We start from the raw sequence: 22,297 nt of genomic DNA, 5'->3' as shown, positions 1-22,297 counted from the left end.
TGCACCGGAGTAGCGAATTGCGGCAGAGCAAACAATGCCGCCATTCCGCGCTCCCTTTGTATCGCGCCACGGTCGCAGGCAGATTTCCGCCCGGCCGCGCGGTTGACCGGCCGCCGCGTTACCCGAGCGACCGTCCGCGATCGCGCAGCGCCGAGCGGGCCGCGTCCCTCCGGCTCGTCACCTGCGCGATCACCAGAAAGGCCGTGAGATATGTGACGCCGAAACCGATCACCAGCTCGCCCGGCAGCGGGCCGATATCGGCGCGTCGGATTACCTGCTCGAGCGAGGTCGCCGAGACCGGGTGGATCACCAGCTTGCCGACATAGGCCGCCATCTGCACGCTCAGGATCCAGAGATAGTTGCGCCGGATCCGTCGCCCCATCGCCGTCAGCAGGGAGACGTGGTAGTTCGGCCGCCAGTAGTCCTCCGCCAGTACCTTCTGCCAGTTCTTCTCCGTCATGAGGTCGCCATCATCCAACATCGGCGCATAGAAATGGACCTCGAGATACCGCGCTCGCGCCCGCCAGACGTTGAAATAGCGATAGCGCCGCGCTTCCAGCAGCATCAGCGTCATGATCAGCAACCCGACCAGCAGCAAGGGAAGCGCCGAGGCCTCCGGACTGGAGAAGGTGAGCGAGAAGGCCGCGCCAAGCGAGACTACCGACCAGTTTGTGGTCGTGTCGAGCCGCGTGCGCCAGATCGTCGAGCGGTAGACCTCGCCACGATAAAGATGCGACAGCGCTCCGATTTCGGCGGGGGTGAATTCCCGGCGGTCCTGGCGGTCGTCCTGGGTCTCTCCGTCCACAGCCCCTCCCCAAAGCCTGTCCCGTGTTCCGAGCCTAGCGCGGCGCGCGGCGCGACGGAACCGGCAGAATGGCGAAATAGCCCGTGCCGGTGCTGGCGCCGGGCGCCGCAGCGGCCTAGGTAGGGGAAAAGCAATCTCCGGAGTACCGCCATGACCCAATTGCCCGCCCTCGCCATCGACGCCCTCGCCATCGACGCCATTGCCGGGTTCGACGGGAGCATTGCCGTCTTCCTTCCCGCAGACGGCAAGCTCGATCAGGGGGCGCGGCGGGTGAACCGGCTGACCCGGGGCGCGCTGGCCCGCTTCGCCGAGAGCGATGCCTTCGGCAAGCTGAAGCCGGGCGAGTCGACCGAGCTCGCCTGGCCGGCGGGGCTTGTGGCGTCCTCGATCCTGGTGGTCCGGCTTGAGGCGAAGCCCGACACCGAGGCGCTGCGCAAGGCCGGTGCCGCGCTAGGCAAGGCGCGCGGCAAGAAGGACGTGCTCGCGCTCGCCGGGGCGCGCAAGGGGCTAGGCGACCTCCTCCTCGGTGCGCTGCTGCGCAGCTACGCCTTCAAGGAATGCCGCAGCGGCGAGGCGGCGGAGCCGGAGGCAGGCGCGATCCGCGTGATGGTCACCAACCCGGAGGCGCTCGAGGCGCAGATGAATGCGGTCCGGGCGGTGGCCGAGGGGGTCTATTTCACCCGCGACCTCGTCAACCTGCCGGCCAACCGACTGACCACCGAGGATTTCGCGAACCGGCTGGCGGCGCTCGGCGATCTCGGGCTCGAGGTCGAGGTGCTGGAGGAGGATCGTCTGGCCGAGCTCGGAATGGGGATGCTGCTCGGCGTCGGACATGGCTCCGAGAGCCCTTCGAAGGTCGTCGTCATGCGCTGGAACGGTGGCGGCAAGGAGGCGCCGCTGGCACTGGTCGGCAAGGGGGTGGTCTTCGACACCGGCGGCATTTCGATCAAGCCCGCCGCCGGCATGGAAGACATGACAATGGACATGGGCGGCGCAGGTGTGGTCGCGGGCGTGATGAAGACGCTGGCGCTCAGGAAGGCCGCGGCCAATGTCGTCGGCCTCGTCGGGCTGGTGGAGAACATGCCGGACGGGCGGGCGCAGCGTCCTGGCGACATCGTGACCTCGATGAAGGGCGACACGGTGGAGGTGATCAACACCGACGCCGAGGGCCGGCTCGTTCTGGGCGACGTGATGTGGTACGCGCAGGAGCGGTTCAAGCCTTCCGGCATGGTCGACCTCGCGACGCTCACCGGCGCGATCATCGTCGCGCTCGGGCATGACAATGCCGGCGTCTTCTCAAATGACGATGCCTTTGCGAACGGCTTCCTCGCGGCGGCGAAGGCCGAGGGCGAGGGCGCCTGGCGGATGCCGATCGGGCCGAATTACGCCGAGCTGCTGAAATCCGAAAAAGCGGACGTGAAGAATGTCGGCACCCGCTGGGGTGGAGCGGTGACGGCGGCGGAGTTCCTGCACCGCTTCGTCAAGGACGACACGCCCTGGATCCATCTCGACATCGCCGGTGTCGCACAGCCCGCCAAGCCGCCGGCATGGGCGCCCAAGGGCGCTTCGGGCTGGGGCGTGATGGCGCTCGACCGGATGATCCGGGACCGGTTCGAGGGCTGATGCCTTGGGCCAGGCGCTGTTCTACCACCTCACGCGTGCGCCGCTCGAAGTCACGCTGGCGATGCTCTTGGAGAAATCGCTGCAGCGCGGCTGGCGGGTGGCGGTGCGGGGGCGGGAGGCGGCGCGGCTCGACTGGCTCGACCAGAAGCTCTGGCTCGGGCCGGAGGAGGCGTTCCTGCCGCATGGCCTTGCCGGCAGCGAGAATGATGCCGACCAGCCGGTCCTGCTGACCAGCAGCGCGGAGTTGCCCAACGGAGCCGCCTGCCTGATCTCGGTCGACGGGGCGGAGGTAACAGCCGCGGAGGTCGCGGCGCTCGAGCGGGTCTGCATCCTCTTCGACGGTCGCGACGGCGACGCGGTGCAAACCGCACGGGTCCAGTGGAAGGCGCTGACCGGCGCGGGAGCGGCGGCGCAATACTGGTCGGAGGAATCCGGGCGGTGGGAGATGAAGGCGGAGAGCTGAGGCGGGACCACCCGCCGACCAGCCGCTCCGGAACTTCCGTGGACGAGAGTCTCTTCGCCGGGAGCTCTTGTGAATTTCGGGAAATCGCGGCTCAGGAGTATGCGCCCGCCTGCGCGGGATCGGCTGCAATGCGAAACCGACGGACCTGCTGACCGCCATCCAATCTGCGTTAACAAATTAAGTGACGTATGGTAAACTTTCGGAGAGGGTGTGGGAATTCCATAGAAAATTCAGGGAGAGATCCATGAAGACCATTCTCACGTCCGCGGTCCTGACCGCTTTTCTCTGTGCTCCGGCGATGGCTCAAGAGGCGCCGGAAATGTACAAGGAAACCTATCCCGATTACGCTCTCGGGGCCGCAATGGGCCTTCTTGGCGCTCTCGAAGGCGACCAGGCTGCCATCGACATGAAAACCATGCAGCTCATCCAGCTTGGCGTCGCGGCACAGATCCCCTGCACGTACTGCATCTATTTCCACACCCGCGCGGCCAAGGCCGCAGGCGCGAGCGATCTGGAGATCAAGGCCGCTGTTGCCGCCGCTGCCGACACGCGGATGTGGAGCACCGTTCTGAACGGCAACGCCTACGACATGGAAGCCTTCAAGGCCGAAGTCGACACTCTGGTTCCGCTCAACTGAACCAGACCCCGCGCGCTCCGGGGGACCCGGGGCGGCGGGGCGCTGAATGGATCAGCCGACGATCATCTGCTTCAGCTTCAGCGACTCGTATTCCAGTTCCCGCAGGCGGAACTTCACCACGTCACCGATCGAGATCAGGCCGACGATATGGTCGCCGTCAAGCACCGGCATGTGCCGGAAGCGGTGATCCGACATCTGCTTGAGCATGTCGAGGATGCGCGTCTGCGGCGTCGCGGTGACGACGTCCTTGGTCATCAGGTCCGAGGCAGGGGTGTTGTCCGGCGTGTCCTCCTGGTGGACGGCGAAGCCGTTGACGAGGTCTCGCTCGGTCAGGATACCGACGAGGTGCCCGTTCTGGTCCTTGACCACCACCGAGCCGATGCCGTGCTGGTTCATGACCTCGACCACATGCCGGATCGAATCGGCCGGGCGGACCGAGACGACCTCATGCCCCTTCTCGGCCAGCAGGGTCTCCGCGGTCGCCTCCGACATGTGCCCGACATTCGATTCGATCGATTGGCTGTGCGTGTTCGGGCTTTCATGCCCGAAATGGGATCTGGTCTTCATCGATACCTTCCGTCTCTTCCGTTCCCGTCCGGTCGCCCGGTGATCTGTCGCCGTTCAAGTTCGGATTCAGTCTAGCCCGGCTTCCCGGTGTTGCCAGAACGATTTTTCGGCATTGCGGAGATGCGTCTGAGGGAAGGGAAAACGAACCGGCCGGCCGCAATCCATGCGGCCGGCCTGCAGGGCGTGTCGTCAGACGTTTGGCGTCAGAGCAGCGCCTTCGCCTTTTCCACCGTTGCGGCGGCGGTGATGCCGAAATGCTCGTAGAGCACCTCCGCCGGGGCCGAGGCGCCGAAGCTCGACATTCCGACGAAATCCGCTTTCGCCGCATCGCCGCCTTCGCCGAGGAGCCAGCGATCCCAGCCCATGCGCACGCCGGCCTCGATGGCGACGCGGACCGGACCGGCGGGGAGCACCTTGGCGCGATACTCCGGGTCGGCGGCCTCGAAGAGCTCCATGCAGGGCATCGAGACGACGCGGGTGCCGATGCCCTCGGCCTGCAGCGCCTCGCGGGCCTCCATCGCCAGCGTGATTTCCGAACCGGTGGCCATCAGGATCACCTGGCACTTGCCCTCGGCTTCGGCCAGTACATAGGCACCCTTGGCGGAGAGGTTCTCGATCTTGTGCTTGGTGCGCACCGCCGGCAGGTTCTGCCGCGAAAGCGCCAGCACCGAGGGTGTCGTCTTCTGCGCCAGCGCCAGTTCCCAGGCTTCGGCAGTTTCCACCGCGTCGGCAGGCCGGAAGACCAGCGTGTTCGGCGTGGCGCGCGAGATCGCCAGATGTTCCACCGGCTGGTGGGTCGGGCCGTCCTCGCCGAGGCCGATGGAATCATGCGTCATCACATAGACCACCGGCACGCCCATCAGCGCCGAGAGCCGCATCGAGGGCCTTGCGTAATCGGTGAAGCACATGAAGGTGCCGCCATAGGGCCGCAGGCCGCCATGCAGCGCCATGCCGTTCATGGCCGCCGCCATGCCATGCTCGCGCACGCCGAAATGGACATAACGGCCGCGGCGGTTGGAGGCGTCGAACACCGTCATTTCCGAGGATTTGGTGTTGTTCGAGCCGGTGAGGTCGGCGGAGCCGCCGATGGTCTCGGGCAACACCTTGTTGATGACGTTCAACGCCATCTCGGAGGCTTTCCGGGAGGCGACGTTGGGTTTGTCCTCGCAGAGCTGCTTGCGGTAGGACTTCAGCGCGCGGCCGAGCTTGTCGGGCATGTCGCCGGCGATGGCGCGTTCGAAGCGTGCGCGGCGGGCGTCCGAGAGTCCGGCCAGCCGGCCTTCCCAGGCTTCGCGTTCGGGCTTGCCGCGGGCGCCGATGGCCTCCCAGGCCGATTTCACGTCCGCAGGCACTTCGAACGGCCCGGAGGTCCAGCCATAGACGGCCTTGGCGTCCTCGATCAGCTTCGCGTCGGTCAGCGCGCCGTGGCCCTTGGAGGTGTCCTGAGCCGAGGAGCCGAGCGCGATATGCGTCTTGCAGGCGATCATCGAGGGCTTGCGCGAGGCCTTGGCCTTGACGATGGCGGCGTCGATCGCCTCCGGGTCATGCCCGTCGCATTCCAGGACCTGCCAGCCGGCGGCCATGAAGCGCTTCTTCTGATCGGTCACGTCGGCGATCTCGACCTTGCCGTCGATGGTAATGCCGTTGTTGTCCCAGAAGACGATCAGCCGGCCGAGCCGCTGCTTGCCGGCAAGCGTGATCGCTTCCTGGCTCACGCCTTCCATCAGGCAGCCGTCACCGGCGATGACATAGGTGTAGTGGTCGTAGATCGCCTTGCCCCAGACAGCGCGCAGGTGCTCCTCGGCCATGGCGAAGCCGACCGAGTTGGAGATGCCCTGGCCGAGCGGGCCGGTGGTGGTCTCGATGCCCTTGGCGTGGCCGTATTCGGGGTGGCCGGCGGTGATCGAGTCGAGCTGGCGGAAGTTCTTCACCTGCTCGAGCGTCATGTCGGGCGAGCCGGTGAGGTAGAGCAGCGAGTAGAGCAGCATCGAGCCGTGGCCGGCCGACAGGATGAAGCGGTCGCGGTTTGGCCAGTCGGGATTGGCGGCGTCGAACTTGAGGTGCTTCTCGAAGAGCACGGTGGCGACGTCGGCCATGCCCATCGGCATGCCGGAATGGCCGGAATTGGCGGCGGCCACCGCGTCGAGCGTCAGCGCGCGGATCGCGCAGGCTTTCTGCCAATGCTCGGGATGGGCGTCTCTGAGGGCTGCAATGTCCAAGGCTTTGTCCTTTCGATGGTGCGGCGTCTCGATGGTGCGGCGTCTGACGACCGGCCGGAACCGGACGGTCCGCGGTCGCCATTCCATGACAATCTGGCGGTGTAACGACCCAATCGCGCGGGTCAAGCGCAGCAAGGTCACAGGGGCGGCGCGATGCGCACTCCGGTGCGGTTGCTGCCAAGCCATTCCACCCACATGAAGAAAGCCCTGTAAGTGCCTGAGCGTTATAGGGGGCGCATTTTGGAGAACTCTTGCGTAAACTCGCGCTCAACTGCCGGAACGGGCGATTCGCGCGCCCGGGCGGTCGGGACAGACCGTGCGGCAGCAACGAGGTGAGCAGACCAGGAGGGCAGGATGAGCGAGATTTCCGAGCTTGAGGGCCGGATCGCCGCCGCCATGGATCGGATCGGTCGGGCGGTCGAGGCGATGACGCCCGGGGAGGGCGTTTCGCCCGAGGACCTGAACCGGGCGCGGGCAAAGGCGGAGGCAGCCGAGGCAGCGGCGCGAGAGGCGACGGAGCGGGCCGAGACCGTGGCCGCCGAGGCGGCGCGGCTCACCGAGGCTCTGGAGGCCGAGACCACCGCCAGCGGGCAGTTGCGCGAGCGGATCCAGTCCCTGAAATCAATGAAGGAGCGCCAGCAGGAGCGGATTGCCCAGCTCGAGGCCGAGCTCGAGGCCCTGAGCGAGCAGCGGGGCGCCGACCGCGCCGAGCTCGACGGGCTGATCGCAGCGCTCGAGCCGCTGGTGCAGGAGCAGACCAATGCCTGAAGTGACGATCGAGATCGGCGGCAAGGAGTTCAGGGTCGCCTGCCAGGAGGGCGAGGAGCAGTATCTGCGCGACGCGGCGGCGATGCTGGACCGCGAGGCGCGCGGCCTGGTCAGCCAGATCGGGCGCATGCCGGAGGCGCGGATGCTGCTGATGGCGGGGCTGATGCTGGCCGACCGGACCGCGGCCTACGAGCAGAAGGCGGCGGCTGCGGAGGAGAAGCTGGCGCGGCGGGAGCGGCTCATCGAAGAGATGCAGGCGATGCCGGCGCCGGAGCCGGAGCGAGTCGAGGTCGCGGTGATTCCGACCCAGGTGAAGGAATCGCTGGCAGAACTCGCGGCCCAGGCCGAGGCGCTCGCGGCGCAGATCGAGGAAAAGGCCGCGGGCTGAGCCGAGGCACCGGTCCTTCGGACCTTGCGTCAGGCGGCAATAATTCCAAGCAGAAGACGCCGGCGCCCGCCTGCGGACATGTCCGCCGCGATGCGATCCGTGGCGCCGGGGGCGGGTGGCCGCGCTCTTGCGGCCTATCCCGCGTTCGCGACGGTTCAGCCGTTGGCTTCGCGGATCTTGTCGGCGGCGGCCTTGTCGAAGCTCACGCCCTTCTCCGCGAAGAGCTGGTCGAGTTCGCCCGAAAGCGTCATCTCGGTGACGATATCGCAGCCGCCGACGAATTCGCCCTTCACGTAGAGCTGCGGGATCGTCGGCCAGTCGGAATAGTCCTTGATGCCCTGGCGGATCTCGTCGTCCTCGAGCACGTCGACATCCGCGAAATCGACCTGCATGTAGTTGAGCACGCCGGCCACACGCTGCGAGAAGCCGCAGCGCGGCGCCATTTTGGTGCCCTTCATGAAGAGAACGACGTCGTTCTCGGTGACGGTCTGTGTGATGGTGTCCTTGGCCGACATGGCGTTTCCTTTGTCTTTGTCTGGGGGCGGGGCCATTGCCGGCCCCGGGCGCTTGGGCCGATCCCGGCACGCAGCGGTGCCGGGGTCAACCGCCGGATCGCGCCGACCGGCTTAGCCCGGCGCCTTGGTGGTCAGCGCCAGCGCGTGCAGATCGGCGTCCTTGCCGTCCATCTTTCCCTTCAGCGCGGCATAAACGAGGCGCTGTTGCTCGACGCGGTTCTTGCCGCGGAAGCTCTCGTCGATCACTTCGGCGGCGAAATGCGCGCCGTCGCCAGCGAGGTCGTTGACCACGATCGTGGCATTCGGGAAGGACTGGCGGAGAAGGGTCTCGATTTCATGGGCCTCGATGGCCATGGGCAGGTTCCTGTTGTTCGGGTCTCGTGGAGAAATTAGGGGCAGCGAGGCGGGGCTGCAAGGCGCGAATGCCCGGCGGGCCGTGGGGGCTCACCGGGACGAGGTCGTCATTTCTTGGGAGGGGTGCAGCGGGGCGCGGCACGGACAGGAGCCAACTGCATGGTTCCGCACCCGCTGCAGGACGATCCTGACACAAGAGGACGCGGTGTTGCGCCTTCCGCCCTGGCAGCGTGCGCTGCGTTGCGCTTGCGGGCGCGTGCCGCCTCTGCAAGGTTCGGCACATGACCGATGACGAAATCCGCCAGCGCCTGAACGCCGCTCTTTCTTCGCTCGCGGAGGAGGAGGCGGCCAGCGCCGACGCGCGCGCCACGGTGGCGCTCGACCAGAGCGCGACCGGGCGGCTGTCGCGCATGGATGCCTTGCAGCACCAGGCGATGGCGCAGGCGCAGAGCCGCCGCCGGGCCGGCGAGCGCCGCCGCCTGGAGGCAGCGCTGGCGCGGCTCGAGGCGGGCGAATATGGCTATTGCACGGATTGCGGCGAGGAGATCGGCGCGGACCGGCTTGCCGCCGACGCCGCGCTCGCCCGCTGCGCGGACTGCACGCGGGGCGCCTGACGACGCCGACGAATCTGCGACCGACCCCTTGCCAGCGCCATCTGGGCCGCTAGCTCTCCGGCCATTGGAGGTGCCGATGACGTTTCTGGTCCTGTTCCTGGCCACTGGCCTGATCTTTCTCGCGCTCGACGCGGTGATGCTGAGTTTCGTGCTGCGCCCGCTCTTCGAGAGCCAGCTCGGCGACCGCCTTCTGGAGGAGCCGCGGCTGCTGCCGGCGGCGCTGTTCTACTTTCTCTACATGCTGGGCGTGATGCATTTCGTCTCGCTGCCCGCCTTGCGGGCGGGCACGCCGATGACCGCGCTGACCCAAGGCGCGCTGCTTGGCCTTGTTGCCTATGGCACGTTCGAGCTTACCAGCCACGCGGTGATGCGCGACTGGAGCGCTGCGATGGTCGCCACCGACATGACCTGGGGCGCCGTCGTTACCGGGATCTCGGCCTGGGGCGGGGTGACGATCGCGCGGGCGCTGACCTGAGCTTGCGCGCCGCGGCGCCCTATGCCATGGCTTGGGCCCGCGAGACATGACGGAGCCGCCCCCATGATCCTCTACGGTCTTTCCAGTTGTGACACTTGCCGGAAGGCGCGCAAGGCGCTCGAGGCCGCAGGCCGGGACGTCACCTTTCGCGATGTGCGCGAGTCGCCGCTGAGCCCGGAAGAACGCGTCGACCTGCTTGCCGAATTCGGCGAGGCGCTCATCAACCGCCGGTCCACAACCTGGCGGCAGTTGCCGGAGGACGCGCGCAACGCTTCGCCCGACGATCTTCTGGCCGCGCATCCGACGCTCATGAAACGTCCGGTGCTCGTGGAAGGATTGCGGCGCACGCTCGGCTGGGACGCGGCGGTGCAGGGCGAGTGGATCGGGTAAGGGCGCGGGCAGTCGCAGCCGCCGGAACACCACCCCGGCACCGGCAGGATCGCCCCTTTGGCTTGGGGCAGCAGGTCGGTCTCTTTGGTGCGGCGCCGGAAATCTGGGCGGGCTATCGCGCAAATGCCCGGGATCCATGCGTCGTGGAAACGTCCGCTCGACCGTAGAAATCCAGCCGCCTGGGGGCAGGCGGCTGGTTCGATGCGTGGGATTCGGTCGTTAGATGGCCTTGAGATCGATGGCCGAGCTTCGTCCGTCGCGGCCTTCGCGCAGCTCGTATTCGATCTTCATGTTGTCGGCCAGGCCAGTCATTCCGGCGCGCTCGACGGCGGATATATGGACGAAAACGTCCTTTCCGCCTTCATCGGGCGCAATGAACCCGAAACCCTTGGTGGTATTGAACCATTTCACGGTGCCGGTCGGCATTTCCCGCGTCTCCTTCGTCTGGTCATTCTCCGCCCACAGAATTGCGGCGGTGTGGTCACGCCGCCGGACTTTCTTTTGAAGGCTGGGCCAGTGAGTCGTGGGTGGCATCGTCACAGAGGCAATGGTGACGGAGTTTTGTAACAAAACAACCCCCGAGAATGGGCCCTATCCCGGGACCGGCCGGTCTATGCCAAGCAGCCTGTCGAGCGAGAGCGGGCCCGCACCGCGCAGCACCAGGGTGATGAGAAGGAACATCCAGAGCGCGCGCTGGTCCAGGATCAGGCTGTCGGAGGCGCGGTCGAACCAGGCGCCGATGGTGGCGGCGTCGGCGTTGTGGCCGTGGATGTCGGTGAGCGACTGCACGGTGACGAAGCCGATCATGCCGAGCGCGGCGAGGCGGGTGAAGAGTCCGAGGACGATGAGCGCGGGCAGCAGGAATTCCGCCCAGGTGCCGGCAAGGATCACCAGCTTCTCAAAGAGCGAGAACTGCGATGTGTCGTAGAGCACCGCCTCGGCCTTCTGCGGGAAGATCTGCGCGTAGGCGCCGACTGAAGGCGACAGGATACCGAAGATGCCGTCGCCGACCTTGGTCGCGGCCGAGGCCCAGAAGTAGAAGAGCAGCACGGCGGCGAAAGTGAAGCGGGCCAGCGTGGGAATGGCCCAGGCGGAGAGCGCACGGTCGATTTGGGAAAAGACCGCGTTGTGGAGCGAGATGGCGCCGGCGAAGAGGCGGCGGGCTGTGGTCGGGTGATCCGGGGCGTGGGTCATGTCGGTCATGGGGTCAGTCCTCCTCGATGGCGGTGATCGCGCCGCCGGAGACGAGGGCGGCAAGGGTTGCGGCGAGGTCGAAATCGGCAGCGCGGGCGGTGGCGGCGTCGATCGCCGCGCCGATCCTCTCTCCGGCCGCGAGATTTGACACGAACGCGCCGCCGGCGGGCGAGAGTGCGGTCACGACAGGGTCGAAATCGGGCCGCGTGACGAGCGCGGTTTCAGCCTGCATCGCCGGTTTAGGTCCGCCTGTGGCGTTGAAATGCCAGATCGCTGCGATCGGCCAGTCCGACGCGACCCATCGCAGCGTCGGGGCGAGGGTGAGGCGGGCGACCAGCAGACGGTCGGGCGGCAGGGCCGCAAGCGCGGCAGGATCGACCGCCGGGACGTCGGCGGCGTGGTAGCTTTCCCTGAGCGCGTGTTCGAGCCGCGCCACATCGGGCAGGTAGCCGAGATGGCGGACCGGTTCGAAGCCCTCGAGAAAGGCAGGCAGCGCCCCGCCATAGAGCGCGATCCGCGGCGAGTCCGGTGGATGCGCGCGGACGAACTGGTGCGCGAGAATGGAGAAATTGTTTTCGCCCAGGAGCTTGCGGATGACCGGGAAGGCCTCGGCCAGCGCGTTCGTGAGGCTCACCACGACATTGTTGCGGTAGACGTCGAAGCGCTTGCCGGCCGGACGCCCCTCCGGGTCGACGAGGCCCGCGGGCGCGGGGCGCGCGGGATCGAGAATCGCCGCGCGAAAGTCTGTCTGGACGACGCTCATTGCGACACAGGCGCAAGGATGCGGTCGGCGCGCGCCGCCTCGGCGGCCAGCACCGGCCAGTCCGGAACATCGTTGTCCCACTCGATCAGCGAGGGCCGCGGGCCCATCCGGGCGATGGTCTCGGCGTATAGGGTCCAGACCGGGTCAACGACCTCCGTTCCGTGGCTGTCGATCAGCAGCGGCGCCCCATGCTCGTCCATCTGTTCGTCATGGCCGCCGAGATGCATCTCACCCACCAGATCGAGCGGGAAGTCGGCAATATAGGCGCGCGGATCGGTCTGCTGGTTGGTGGCCGAGACGAAGACATTGTTGATGTCGAGCAACAGCCCGCAGCCGGTGCGCCGCGCGATCTCGCGCAGGAAATCGGTCTCGCTCATCTCACTCTCGGCGAAGGCGAGATAGGTCGAGGGGTTCTCGAGCAGCATCCGGCGGCCGAGCGCCTCCTGAACCTGGTCGATATGCGCGGCGACACGGTCTAGGGTCGCCGCGGTATAGGGCAAGGGGAGTAGGTCATTGAGGAAGGCCGTGTCATGGGTCGACCAGGCCAGGTGCTCGGAAAAGCTTGCGGGGTTCAGCCAATCCACCAGATGACGCAGGCGCGAAAGGTGCTCGGTGTCCAGCGGCGCTTCGCCGCCGATGGAGAGGCCGACGCCATGGACCGAGATCGGGAAGCGCTCGGCGAGATGGCGGAGCTGCGCAATCGGGCGGCCGCCGTCGCCCATGTAGTTCTCGGCATGGATCTCAAGCCAGCGAACCGGGCCGGGATCTTCCATGATGGCCGCGAAATGCTGCGGCTTGTAGCCGACGCCGGCGGCGTTCGGCAGGCTCCCGGACCTGGTTGCATCGAGCATCGTGTTCTCCTGTGGGAAGGCACGCCCGGCGGTCCTCTCGCCGGGCGCGGGGATGGGGATCAGCCGGCGGGCAGGTCGCGGTCGAGCGGCTCGAGCGAGCCCATGCGGCCGTCCGGCAGTTCCATGCTCTCGCAGGTGCCGGCGTCGACCAGTTCCCAGGCATTGCCCTGGTAGTCGACCTTGGCGGTTCCGGCGCAGGTGGTGCCGGGTCCGGCGGCGCAGTCGTTCTGCCCGGCCAACGCGACGCCGTAGCACTTTTCCTTGCCCATCATCTGCTCCGACGTGACTTGGGTCTGAGCCGAGGCCGACATTGCAAAGGCCGAAAAGGCAGCGGCCGCGGCGCTGACGAGAATGGTTGTGTTGGTTGCTTTCATGAATACTCTCCGAATGATCGGCGCCATCATGGCGTCCGTGCCAATCTGTTCGTTGCCCGGGCAGAGAATGTTACGCGCCTCACGAACAGGTGACCAAAATGGCCAATTTTGGCATCAGACTGTAACGTTTCGTCGTCTCGCGCGAATGGAGGAACAATGACGGATCGCAACGACCGATGGGGGGATCTCCTGCGGAGGGCGAACCGTGGTGAGGCGAGTGCCTATGCGCAGTTCCTGACCGAAGCGGCGCCGGTGATCCGGACGGTTGTCAGGGGCCGCTCCGGGAGAGAGGAAGGGACCGAGGACGTCGTTCAGGAGGTTCTGCTGGCGATCCACGCTAAGCGCCACACCTGGCGCGATACCGATCCGGTGACGCCCTGGGTCTACGCGATCGCGCGGTACAAGACGGCCGATGCGTTTCGCCGAGACAGGCGCAGCGCGCAGCAGGTGCCGATCGAGGATCTGGCGGAGCGCCTGCCGGACGAGGGGCAGGTTGATCCGACGGTGGCGCGCGATCTGGCCCGCCTGCTCGGACAGATCGACGAGCGCTCCGCGCGGATTGTGCGGGCGGTGGCGCTGGACGGAGAGAGCGCCGGCGATGTCGGCGGGCGCCTCGGAATGAGCGAAGGGGCGGTGCGCGTCGCTTATCACCGCGCGCTGACCCGGCTGCGCCAGCTGGCAGCGGCGGACCAAGAGAAGGAACACGTGACGAAATGAAGACCGAAGACCTGATCACCAGCCTTGCCGCGGATGCCGCGCCGGTCTCCGGCACGTCCCTCGAGCGGCATGCCGCCCTAGCCGTGGCGGCCGGTTTCGCGGTGACTCTGGCGCTTTTCGCCGCGTTCTACGGTCCGCGGCCGGAACTATCCGCCGCTATGTCGAAGCCGGTTACGCTGGCGAAGACGCTGCTGCCGCTTCTTCTCGGCGGTCTCGCCTGGAGCATCGTCCTGCGCACCGCACGGCCGGCTGCGCCCGTCGGCGCCGCCGCCCGCCTGGTCTGGATCGTTCCGGCGGCGATGGCGGGGCTGCTCCTCTGGGCGCTTCTCACGACCGCGGCAGGGCAGCGCCTGCAGCTCTTCATCGGCCATTCGATTAACGTCTGCCTGCCCTCGATCATGTTGCTGTCGCTACCGATTCTCGGCGGGCTGCTGGCCGTTCTGCGGCAAGGCGCGCCCGTCCATCCCGCGCGCTGCGGTGCCCTGGCCGGGCTGGCGTCCGCTGGGCTGGCGACGGCGGTCTATTCGTTGTTCTGCACCGAGGATTCGCCTCTCTTCTACGGAGTCTGGTACAATCTCGGTATCTTGCTGGTCGCGGGGCTCGGCGCGCTCTTGGGGCGGCGTTTTCTGCGCTGGTGAAGTCCCGCCGAAATGATCGCCGCTAAGGATAACGGGCGCCTTCGGGCGCCCGTTATCATTCTCCCGGAGATGGTCCGGTCTATCGCAGATCCGGCGGCAGCGCCTCCTCGGCCAGCTGCGCGACGATCTCTTCCAGCGGCACGGTCACGGTCTGCTTTTCGCCGAGCCGGCGGACGGTGACGGTCCTGTTTTCTACCTCGCGCTGCCCGATGGCGAGGATCACCGGAACCTTGCCGACCGAATGCTCACGGACCTTGTAGTTGATCTTCTCGTTGCGGATGTCGGCCTCGGCGCGGAGCCCGGCATCCTTCAGGGTCTTCACCGCCTCGAGGACGAATTCATCCGCGTCCGAGACGATCGAGGCGACGACCACCTGCCGCGGGGCGAGCCACATCGGCATGCGCCCGGCATAGTTCTCGATCAGGATCCCGATGAACCGCTCGAAGCTCCCGAGCACCGCGCGGTGCAGCATGACCGGGCGGTGTTTCTCACCATCCGCGCCTATATAGGTCGCGTCAAGACGCTCGGGCAGGTTGAAATCGGCCTGGAAGGTGCCGCATTGCCATTCCCGTCCGATCGCGTCGGTGAGCTTGAAGTCGAGCTTCGGCCCGTAGAAGGCGCCTTCGCCGGGGTCAAGCTCGAAATCGTTGCGGATGCTGAGGATCGCCTTTTCGAGCGCCGCCTCGGCCCTGTCCCAGACCTCGTCGGAGCCGACACGCACTTCCGGGCGGGTCGAGAGCTTGATGTCGAACCTGGAAAAGCCGCTGTCGCGGTAGATGTCGCTCAGAAGGTCGATGAAGCTCGCGCATTCCTGCTCGATCTGGTCCTCGGTGCAGAAGATGTGCGCGTCGTCCTGCGTGAAGCCGCGCACGCGCATGAGGCCGTGCAGCGCGCCATGCGCCTCGTAGCGGTGGCAGGAACCGAACTCGGCAAGCCTGAGCGGCAGATCGCGATAGCTCTTGATGCCCTGGTTGAACACCTGCACGTGGCAGGGGCAGTTCATCGGCTTGAGCGCGTTCATCCGCTTCTCGTTGGCATGTTCCTCGTCGATCTCGGTGATGAACATGTTCTCGCGATACTTGTCCCAGTGGCCCGAGGCCTCCCAGAGCTTGCGGTCGACAACCTGCGGCGTCTTGATCTCCTTGTAGCCCGCTTTCGAGAGCTTGCGGCGCATGTAGTCTTCCATCTCGCGATAGATGGTCCAGCCATTTGGGTGCCAGAAGACCATGCCCGGCGCTTCCTCCTGGAAGTGGAAGAGCTCCATCTCCTTGCCGAGACGGCGGTGGTCCCGCTTCTCGGCCTCCTCGAGGAAGGTCAGGTAGTCCTTGAGCTGCTGCCGGTTCAGGAAGGCGGCGCCATAGATGCGCTGGAGCTGCGGGCGGTTCGAATCGCCGCGCCAATAGGCGCCGGCCACCTTCATCAGCTTGAAGGCGTCGGCCGGGACCTGTCCGGTGTGCTGGAAATGCGGGCCGCGGCAGAGATCCTGCCAGTGGCCGTGCCAATACATCCGGATCGGCTCGTTTCCGGGGATGCTCTCGATCAGCTCGACCTTGTAGGGCTCGTTGTTGGCTGCGTAATACTTGATCGCCCTGTCGCGCTCCCAGACCTCGGTGGTCACCGGATCGCGGCGGTTGATGATCTCCTTCATCCGCGCCTCGATCTGGCCGAGATCCTCGGGCGTGAAGGGCTCTTCGCGGTCGAAATCGTAATACCAGCCATCCTTGATGACCGGGCCGATGGTGACTTTCACGTCCGGCCAGATCTCCTGAACCGCCCGCGCCATGATATGCGCAAGGTCGTGCCGGATGAGCTCCAGCGAGGGATCCAGATCCTTCATGGTGTTGATGGCGATGGCGGCGTCGGATTCGATCGGCCACTGGAGGTCCCAGTGTTGGCCGTCGACCATGGCCGAGATGGCCTTCTTGCCGAGAGAGGTGGAGATCGCGGCGGCAACCTCGGCGGGCGTTGTGCCTTTCGGGAAGCTGCGACTCGCGCCATCGGGGAATGTGAGGGAAATATCGGCCATATCGGCTCTCCTCGTCGGTTTGGCGCCCACGGAACGCCCGGTTGCAGGATTTTTGTGCAGGGGGGGAATGCGCCCTGGGGCTGGCGGTGTCAAGCGCGGTCCCGCCGGCGGACGCGACGTCGCCCTCGACCGTTGACCTTTTGCCGCCTCTGGGGCAGAGGCGGGCCATGCTCAGGCTCACGGACATCTCCTATTCGGTCGAAGGCCGGCCGCTTATCGAACATGCTTCGGCGGTGATCCCCACCGGCCACAAGGTCGGGCTCGTGGGACGCAACGGAACCGGCAAGACGACGCTATTCCGGCTGATCCGCGGCGAGCTGACGCTGGAGACCGGGTCCATCGAGTTGCCACGGGGCGCGCGGATCGGCGGGGTCGCTCAGGAGGCGCCGGGGACGGAGGAGTCGCTCCTCGACACGGTTCTGGCCGCCGATACCGAACGCGCGGCGCTGCTGGCAGAGGCGGAGACCGCCACCGACCCGGCGCGCATCGCCGAGGTGCAGACGCGGCTTGCCGATATCGACGCATGGTCCGCGGAGGCTCGGGCGAGCGCAATCCTGCGTGGCCTCGGCTTCGAGACCGAGGAGCAGGCGATGCCCTGTTCGGCCTTCTCGGGTGGCTGGCGGATGCGGGTGGCGCTGGCCGGCGTGCTCTTCGCCCGGCCGGACCTGTTGCTGCTCGACGAGCCGACGAACTATCTCGACCTCGAAGGCGCTCTCTGGCTCGAGACCTATCTCGCGCGTTATCCGCACACGGTGGTGATCGTCAGCCATGACCGGGCGCTGCTCAACCGCTCGGTGCAGGCGATCCTGCACCTGGAGGATCGCAAGCTCACGCTCTACCAGGGCCCGTACGATACCTTTGCCGAGACCCGCGCCGCGAGGATCGCGGCGGCCGAGAGCGAGCGCAAGCGGCAGGAGGCGCGGCGGGCGCATCTGCAATCCTATGTCGACCGGTTCCGCTACAAGGCGGACAAGGCGCGGCAGGCGCAGTCGCGCCTAAAGGCCATCGCCCGGATGAAGCCGATCTCGACGCCGCAGGAGGCTGCCCTGCGCCGCTTCACCTTCCCGGAGCCGGAGGAACTCAGCCCGCCGATCATCGCCACCGAGGGCGCGGCAATCGGCTATGGCGAGACCACCGTGCTGTCTCGCCTCGGCCTCCGGATCGATCAGGACGACCGGATCGCCCTTCTCGGCAGGAACGGGGAGGGCAAGTCGACGCTGTCGAAATTCCTCGCCGGCAAGCTCGAGGCCCAGAAAGGACGGATTACCCGGTCGGGCAAGCTGCGCGTGGGCTATTTCGCACAGCACCAGGTCGACGAGCTCTATGTCGACGAGACGCCGCTCGAGCATTTGCGCCGGCTCAGGCCGGACGAGACGCCGGCGAAGCTCCGGGCGCGCCTTGGCGGCTTCGGTATCGGCGTGGAGCAGGCGGATACGGTTGTCGAGAAGCTCTCTGGCGGGCAGAAGGCGCGCCTCTCGCTGATGCTGGCGACGCTCGATGCGCCGCATCTTCTGATCCTTGACGAGCCGACGAACCATCTCGACATCGAGAGCCGCGAGGCGCTGGTCGAGGCGCTGACGGAGTATACCGGCGCGGTGATCCTGGTGAGCCACGACCTGCATTTGCTGACCCATGTTGCCGACCGGCTCTGGCTGGTCTCCGGCGGCCGGGTGACGCCCTACGACGACGATCTCGAGGCCTATCGGCGGATGCTTCTGGAACGGGAGAAGCCGGAGAAACCGAAGGACGTAGCGCCGAAGCGAGTGAGCCAGGCGGTGGTTCTGGACTTAAGGTCGGATGTAAGGAAATGCGAGCAACGCATGGAAAAGCTGGAGGAAATGCGCTCCACGCTGTCCGAGCGCCTGGCCGATCCCGCGATCTACGAGGAGTCCAATCGCGACAAGCTCGACCTCTGGCAGGCGAAATACGCCGAAGTCGAAGAGGCGCTGGAGCGCGCCGAGGCTTTGTGGTTGGAGGCCGTGGAGCGGCTGGAGGCGGCGGAATGACGGTGGGGACCGGCGCCAGTTTTGCACGGACAGTGCCCCCGCTGTGCGTCATAGGGCGATCATGGATCTGACGTTCTACATCTCCGCCTTCGTGGCGCTCTTCGTCATCATCGACCCGATCGGGTTGACCCCGGTCTTCCTGGCGTTGACCCAGGGCTGCGACACCGCGCAGCGGCGGGCCATCGGCCGGCGGGCGCTCATGCTTGCCTTCGGGTTGCTGTTGCTCTTCGGGCTGCTCGGCGAGGCGGTGCTCGGCTTTGTCGGCATTTCGATGCCGGCCTTCCGAATTGCCGGGGGCGTCCTGCTCTTCCTGACGGCGCTCGACATGCTCTTCGAACGCCGCACCCAGAGGCGCGACCACACCGCCGAGGAGGTAGAGCGCCCGGACCCGTCGGTCTTTCCGCTGGCGATCCCGCTCCTGGCGGGGCCGGGGGCGATCACCACGATGATCCTGCTGGTCGGGGAGGCCGAGACATCGCTGCAAGTGACCGGGGTCTTCGGGGCGATGGCGCTGGTGCTCGCGGTGATGGGGGCGCTGTTCCGCGCCGCGGGGCTGCTGGAGCGGGTGCTCGGGCGGACCGGGACGGTGGTTGCAACGAGGCTTCTGGGCATGTTGCTGGCCGCGCTCTCGGTGCAGTTCGTTCTCGATGGGTTGCGCGGCGCGGGGATGCTGGCGGCCTAGGCCAGGATCTTGGCGTCGTCTGTACGGCGACTGGCACAACCGGCCCCGGCTTCCTAGATTACCCTTGCTGGGCGGGCATGGGGCCCGCGCGAAAGGAGAGCGCATGTCGGGAGACCAGACCGCCTCGTTTATCTATCTCGTTCTGCTGGGAACGGTGATCGGAAGCTACGTCCTCGTGGCGAACCGGAACAATATCGGCCGCAGCCTGCGGCACGGGATGCTCTGGGTTCTGATTTTTTTCGGCGTGGTGGTCGCCTATGGCCTGTGGGACGACATTCGCGGAACGGTAATCCCGCGCCAGTCGGTCTTCGAGGAGGGCGCGCGGATCGAGGTTCCGCTCGGCCGCGACGGTCATTACCACATGGTCCTGCGGGTCAATGACGTGCCGATCGAGTTTGTCGTCGATACCGGAGCGACGGAGATCGCTCTCACGCAGCAGGACGCGGCACGGGCGGGAATCGATCCGGGTGAACTCGCATTTGTCGGCTCGGCGAGCACGGCGAACGGCACGGTCTCGACGGCGCGGGTGCGGCTGGACACGCTCGAACTGGGCGGCGTGGTCGAGCGCAATGTGCCGGCGGTGGTCTCGGGAGGCGAGATGGACGGCTCGCTGCTCGGCATGTCCTACCTGAACCGCTTCGCCGAGGTGTCCTTCGGCGGCGGGCGGATGATACTGACGCGCTGAACGACGCGCCGGGATCCGCCGGTCCGCGGCCGCGCGTTGTTGCGCGCGCCTGTGCGCGCGTGTATCAGGCCACAACGGAAAATACGGGACCGAGGTGAAGAAAATGCGTCGAGTGGTAGTCACCGGTTTGGGAATGGTCACGCCGCTGGCATGCGGGGTCGAGGAATCGTGGTCGCGGCTGCTGGACGGGAAATCGGGCGCGGGCGAGATCACCCGGTTCGACAACTCGCGCGTGACCACAAAATACGCCTGCGAGATCCCGTTTGGCGACGGTACGGACGGGACTTTCAACCCCGATGACTGGATGGAGCCGAAGGAGCGCCGCAAGGTCGACGATTTCATCCTCTACGGGATGGCCGCGGCCGAGATGGCGGTGAAGGATGCCGGCTGGACGCCTGAGAGCGAGGAGGACCGGCTGCGCACGGGCGTGATGATCGGCTCCGGCATCGGCGGGCTTTCGGCGATAGCCGACACAGCGGTGATGATGGCGGAACGCGGGCCGCGGCGGGTCTCGCCCTTCTTCATTCCATCTGCGCTCATCAACCTCGTCTCCGGACAGGTATCGATCCGCTTCGGTTTCAAGGGGCCGAACCATGCGGTGGTGACCGCCTGTTCGACCGGCGCGCATGCGATCGGCGATGCGGCGCGGCTCATCCAGTGGGACGACGCGGACGTGATGGTTGCCGGCGGTGCGGAAAACCCGATCAGCGAGATCGGCATTGCCGGGTTCAACGCCTGCAAGGCGCTTTCGACCAAGCGGGCCGACGACCCGACCGCGGCGAGCCGGCCCTGGGACGCGGATCGCGACGGATTCGTGATGGGCGAGGGCGCGGGCGTCGTCGTGCTCGAGGAATACGAGCACGCGAAGGCACGCGGCGCGAAGATCTATGCCGAGGTGCTGGGCTACGGGCTCTCGGGGGATGCCTATCACATCACGGCGCCGTCGGAGGATGGCGACGGCGGGTTCCGCTCGATGAGCGCGGCGCTCAAGCGGGCAGGCATCGAAGCGTCGGATATCGATTACATCAACGCGCACGGCACCTCGACCATGGCCGACACGATCGAGCTCGGCGCAGTGGAGCGGTTGCTCGGCAACGCAGCGGGCAAGGCGACGATGTCTTCGACCAAGTCGTCGATCGGCCACCTGCTGGGAGCGGCCGGCGCGGTCGAGGCGATCTTCAGCATCCTGGCGATGCGCGACCAGGTGGCGCCGCCGACGCTCAATCTCGAGACGCCGCCCGAGGGCGCGGTGCTCGACCTCGCGCCGAAGGTAAAGCGGGAGCGTGAGATCAACATCGTACTCTCCAACTCGTTCGGCTTCGGCGGCACCAATGCGAGCCTGATCATGGGCAAGGTCGACGCCTGATGGCGCGGGCCATTGCCTCCAACGCGCTGACCGTCGGGATCCTGGTGCTGCTGGCGCTGGCCAGTGCGCTGGTCTGGGGGCGGAGGGAATATGCCGGTGTCGGGCCGCTGACGGAACCGATCTGCTTTCTCGTCCCGTCGGGAGCGTCGATGAACTCGGTCTCGCGCAGGCTCGACGAACAGGGGGCGATTTCCAACCCGTCGGTCTTTCGCATGGGGGCCGAGTATTCCGAGCGCGCCGACAAGTTGAAGGCCGGCAGTTACCTGATCCCCGAAGGCGCGTCGATGGATTCGATCCTCGGCGTTCTGACGACGAGCGGGCGGTCGACCTGCGGCACCGAGATCAACTACCGGATCGGCGTGGCCGAAGCGGACATGATCGTGCGGGAGCTGGACCCGGCGACGGAAAACTACGTCGAGCTGGCGAATTTCGTGCCGGGCGTCGATCCCGAACCCGAGGGGCTGGAGGCGCAACTTTCCGCGCCGTCGACCCGGTTCCGGGTGACGCTCGCGGAAGGCGTGACGAGCTGGCAGGTGGTCGAATCGCTAAAGGCGGCGCCTTTCCTGGCGGGCGAGATCGCCGCGGTTCCGCCCGAAGGGCATCTCGCACCGGACAGCTACGAGACGCGCCGCGGCGGTGACAGGGCGGCGATTCTGGAGCAGATGCAGCAGAGGCAGGAGGCGATTCTCGCCGAGCTCTGGGCAGCACGGCAGCCGGACCTGCCGCTCGAGACACCGGAGGAGGCGCTGACACTGGCCTCGATCGTGGAGAAGGAGACGGGCGTCGCCGAGGAGCGGGACCTGGTGGCCAGCGTCTTCGTCAACCGCCTGAATCAGGGCATGCGCCTGCAGACCGACCCCACGGTCATCTACGGCGTCACCGAAGGGCGCAGCGTCCTCGGACGGGGTCTTCGGCAGAGCGAGCTGAGACAGGCGACGCCCTACAATACCTATGTCATTCAGGGGCTTCCGCCGGGGCCCATCGCCAATCCGGGGCGCAACGCGATCTTCGCGGCGCTGAACCCCGCGACGACGGACTATCTCTTCTTCGTCGCCGACGGTACGGGTGGACACGCCTTCGCCTCCACCCTCGGCGAGCACAACATCAACGTCGCGAAGTGGCGCGAGATCGAGGCGCAGCGCGCCAACCAGTGAGAAATGGTTAACAAACAGTAACT

The 22,297-nt window shown here is 66.7% G+C and carries 26 protein-coding genes; 15 read left to right on the top strand and 11 right to left on the bottom strand.

The window, feature by feature from the left end; genetic code table 11:
- Positions 1–118: 118 nt before the first annotated feature.
- Positions 119–805, bottom strand: coding sequence for a DUF2270 domain-containing protein (locus tag EU800_RS04960; RefSeq protein WP_242500404.1), 687 nt, complete (start codon positions 803–805; stop codon positions 119–121).
- Positions 806–955: 150 nt separating this feature from the next.
- Here EU800_RS04960 and EU800_RS04955 point away from each other — a divergent pair, with 150 nt between their 5' ends.
- The 3 genes from EU800_RS04955 (at position 956) to EU800_RS04945 (ending at position 3,528) form a co-directional block, all read left to right on the top strand.
- Complete coding sequence (locus EU800_RS04955) at positions 956–2,428, top strand: leucyl aminopeptidase (RefSeq protein ID WP_129629163.1); 1,473 nt, start codon at positions 956–958, stop codon at positions 2,426–2,428.
- 4 nt (positions 2,429–2,432) lie between these two features.
- Positions 2,433–2,891 carry a DNA polymerase III subunit chi gene (locus EU800_RS04950; RefSeq protein WP_129629161.1) on the top strand — a complete coding sequence of 153 codons (459 nt, stop codon included), beginning with the start codon at positions 2,433–2,435 and terminating at the stop codon, positions 2,889–2,891.
- A gap of 244 nt (positions 2,892–3,135) precedes the next feature.
- Positions 3,136–3,528, top strand: coding sequence for a carboxymuconolactone decarboxylase family protein (locus tag EU800_RS04945; protein WP_129629159.1), 393 nt, complete (start codon positions 3,136–3,138; stop codon positions 3,526–3,528).
- A 51-nt stretch (positions 3,529–3,579) separates the two neighbouring features.
- Here the strand turns inward: EU800_RS04945 and EU800_RS04940 are convergent, their stop codons facing one another.
- Positions 3,580–4,095, bottom strand: coding sequence for a CBS domain-containing protein (locus tag EU800_RS04940; RefSeq protein WP_129629157.1), 516 nt, complete (start codon positions 4,093–4,095; stop codon positions 3,580–3,582).
- A 203-nt stretch (positions 4,096–4,298) separates the two neighbouring features.
- Entirely contained in the window at positions 4,299–6,314 is a 2,016-nt protein-coding gene (gene tkt, locus EU800_RS04935) for a transketolase (protein ID WP_129629155.1), read from the bottom strand.
- A gap of 354 nt (positions 6,315–6,668) precedes the next feature.
- Here tkt and EU800_RS04930 point away from each other — a divergent pair, with 354 nt between their 5' ends.
- Both EU800_RS04930 and EU800_RS04925 read left to right on the top strand, forming a co-directional pair.
- Positions 6,669–7,082: a hypothetical protein gene (locus tag EU800_RS04930; protein WP_129629153.1), complete on the top strand. Its 414-nt coding sequence runs from the start codon at positions 6,669–6,671 to the stop codon at positions 7,080–7,082.
- The gene (locus tag EU800_RS04925; protein WP_129629151.1) at positions 7,075–7,470 is read left to right on the top strand and encodes a cell division protein ZapA; all 396 of its coding nucleotides are present in this window, start codon (positions 7,075–7,077) and stop codon (positions 7,468–7,470) included. The genes EU800_RS04930 and EU800_RS04925 overlap by 8 nt, the downstream gene beginning before the upstream one ends.
- A gap of 155 nt (positions 7,471–7,625) precedes the next feature.
- Here the strand turns inward: EU800_RS04925 and grxD are convergent, their stop codons facing one another.
- Together grxD and EU800_RS04915 are read right to left on the bottom strand one after the other, a co-directional pair.
- A complete protein-coding gene (gene grxD, locus EU800_RS04920; protein WP_129629149.1) occupies positions 7,626–7,985 on the bottom strand; it encodes a Grx4 family monothiol glutaredoxin in 360 nt (119 codons plus the stop codon).
- Between the two features lie 111 nt (positions 7,986–8,096).
- Positions 8,097–8,339 (bottom strand): BolA/IbaG family iron-sulfur metabolism protein, encoded by a 243-nt coding sequence (locus EU800_RS04915; protein WP_129629147.1) that lies wholly within the window; start codon positions 8,337–8,339, stop codon positions 8,097–8,099.
- Between the two features lie 281 nt (positions 8,340–8,620).
- Between EU800_RS04915 and EU800_RS04910 the strand changes: the two genes are divergently transcribed.
- The 3 genes from EU800_RS04910 to EU800_RS04900 all read left to right on the top strand — a co-directional run bounded on the left by EU800_RS04910 (position 8,621) and on the right by EU800_RS04900 (position 9,818).
- Positions 8,621–8,953 carry a TraR/DksA C4-type zinc finger protein gene (locus EU800_RS04910; RefSeq protein WP_129629145.1) on the top strand — a complete coding sequence of 111 codons (333 nt, stop codon included), beginning with the start codon at positions 8,621–8,623 and terminating at the stop codon, positions 8,951–8,953.
- A 76-nt stretch (positions 8,954–9,029) separates the two neighbouring features.
- Positions 9,030–9,428, top strand: coding sequence for a DUF2177 family protein (locus EU800_RS04905; protein ID WP_129629143.1), 399 nt, complete (start codon positions 9,030–9,032; stop codon positions 9,426–9,428).
- Positions 9,429–9,491: 63 nt separating this feature from the next.
- Complete coding sequence (locus EU800_RS04900) at positions 9,492–9,818, top strand: arsenate reductase family protein (RefSeq protein WP_129629141.1); 327 nt, start codon at positions 9,492–9,494, stop codon at positions 9,816–9,818.
- A gap of 219 nt (positions 9,819–10,037) precedes the next feature.
- Here EU800_RS04900 and EU800_RS04895 read toward each other — a convergent pair whose 3' ends face one another.
- From EU800_RS04895 to EU800_RS04875, 5 genes are all read right to left on the bottom strand, one after another.
- Positions 10,038–10,244, bottom strand: coding sequence for a cold-shock protein (locus tag EU800_RS04895; protein ID WP_129629139.1), 207 nt, complete (start codon positions 10,242–10,244; stop codon positions 10,038–10,040).
- Between the two features lie 165 nt (positions 10,245–10,409).
- Complete coding sequence (locus EU800_RS04890) at positions 10,410–11,012, bottom strand: DoxX family protein (protein ID WP_129629573.1); 603 nt, start codon at positions 11,010–11,012, stop codon at positions 10,410–10,412.
- Between the two features lie 13 nt (positions 11,013–11,025).
- Entirely contained in the window at positions 11,026–11,775 is a 750-nt protein-coding gene (locus EU800_RS04885) for a DNA-binding domain-containing protein (protein ID WP_129629137.1), read from the bottom strand.
- On the bottom strand, positions 11,772–12,626 hold the full coding sequence (locus tag EU800_RS04880; protein ID WP_129629135.1) for a DUF692 domain-containing protein: 855 nt from the start codon (positions 12,624–12,626) through the stop codon (positions 11,772–11,774). Before EU800_RS04880 ends, EU800_RS04885 begins: the two co-directional genes overlap by 4 nt.
- A 59-nt stretch (positions 12,627–12,685) precedes the next feature.
- Positions 12,686–13,000: a DUF2282 domain-containing protein gene (locus tag EU800_RS04875; protein WP_129629133.1), complete on the bottom strand. Its 315-nt coding sequence runs from the start codon at positions 12,998–13,000 to the stop codon at positions 12,686–12,688.
- Positions 13,001–13,156: 156 nt separating this feature from the next.
- Between EU800_RS04875 and EU800_RS04870 the strand changes: the two genes are divergently transcribed.
- Together EU800_RS04870 and EU800_RS04865 are read left to right on the top strand one after the other, a co-directional pair.
- The gene (locus tag EU800_RS04870) at positions 13,157–13,717 is read left to right on the top strand and encodes a sigma-70 family RNA polymerase sigma factor (protein WP_129629131.1); all 561 of its coding nucleotides are present in this window, start codon (positions 13,157–13,159) and stop codon (positions 13,715–13,717) included.
- Positions 13,714–14,355: an NrsF family protein gene (locus tag EU800_RS04865; protein WP_129629129.1), complete on the top strand. Its 642-nt coding sequence runs from the start codon at positions 13,714–13,716 to the stop codon at positions 14,353–14,355. The genes EU800_RS04870 and EU800_RS04865 overlap by 4 nt, the downstream gene beginning before the upstream one ends.
- 79 nt (positions 14,356–14,434) lie before the next feature.
- Here the strand turns inward: EU800_RS04865 and thrS are convergent, their stop codons facing one another.
- On the bottom strand, positions 14,435–16,381 hold the full coding sequence (thrS, locus tag EU800_RS04860) for a threonine--tRNA ligase (RefSeq protein ID WP_129629127.1): 1,947 nt from the start codon (positions 16,379–16,381) through the stop codon (positions 14,435–14,437).
- 167 nt (positions 16,382–16,548) lie between these two features.
- Here thrS and EU800_RS04855 point away from each other — a divergent pair, with 167 nt between their 5' ends.
- The 5 genes from EU800_RS04855 to mltG all read left to right on the top strand — a co-directional run bounded on the left by EU800_RS04855 (position 16,549) and on the right by mltG (position 22,274).
- On the top strand, positions 16,549–18,387 hold the full coding sequence (locus EU800_RS04855) for an ABC-F family ATP-binding cassette domain-containing protein (protein ID WP_129629125.1): 1,839 nt from the start codon (positions 16,549–16,551) through the stop codon (positions 18,385–18,387).
- 61 nt (positions 18,388–18,448) lie between these two features.
- Positions 18,449–19,069 carry a MarC family protein gene (locus EU800_RS04850; protein ID WP_129629123.1) on the top strand — a complete coding sequence of 207 codons (621 nt, stop codon included), beginning with the start codon at positions 18,449–18,451 and terminating at the stop codon, positions 19,067–19,069.
- 103 nt (positions 19,070–19,172) lie between these two features.
- Positions 19,173–19,754, top strand: a complete 582-nt coding sequence (locus EU800_RS04845; protein WP_129629121.1) for a TIGR02281 family clan AA aspartic protease — start codon at positions 19,173–19,175, stop codon at positions 19,752–19,754.
- A 103-nt stretch (positions 19,755–19,857) separates the two neighbouring features.
- On the top strand, positions 19,858–21,120 hold the full coding sequence (gene fabF / locus EU800_RS04840; RefSeq protein WP_129629118.1) for a beta-ketoacyl-ACP synthase II: 1,263 nt from the start codon (positions 19,858–19,860) through the stop codon (positions 21,118–21,120).
- Positions 21,120–22,274, top strand: coding sequence for an endolytic transglycosylase MltG (gene mltG, locus EU800_RS04835; protein WP_129629116.1), 1,155 nt, complete (start codon positions 21,120–21,122; stop codon positions 22,272–22,274). The genes fabF and mltG overlap by 1 nt, the downstream gene beginning before the upstream one ends.
- Positions 22,275–22,297 lie beyond the last annotated feature (23 nt).

This window comes from Tropicimonas sp. IMCC6043, from assembly GCF_004146235.1.
GTDB lineage: Bacteria > Pseudomonadota > Alphaproteobacteria > Rhodobacterales > Rhodobacteraceae > Tropicimonas.
The sequence above is the reverse complement of the archived record's forward strand: the minus strand, read 5'-3'. Positions and strand labels throughout refer to the sequence as shown.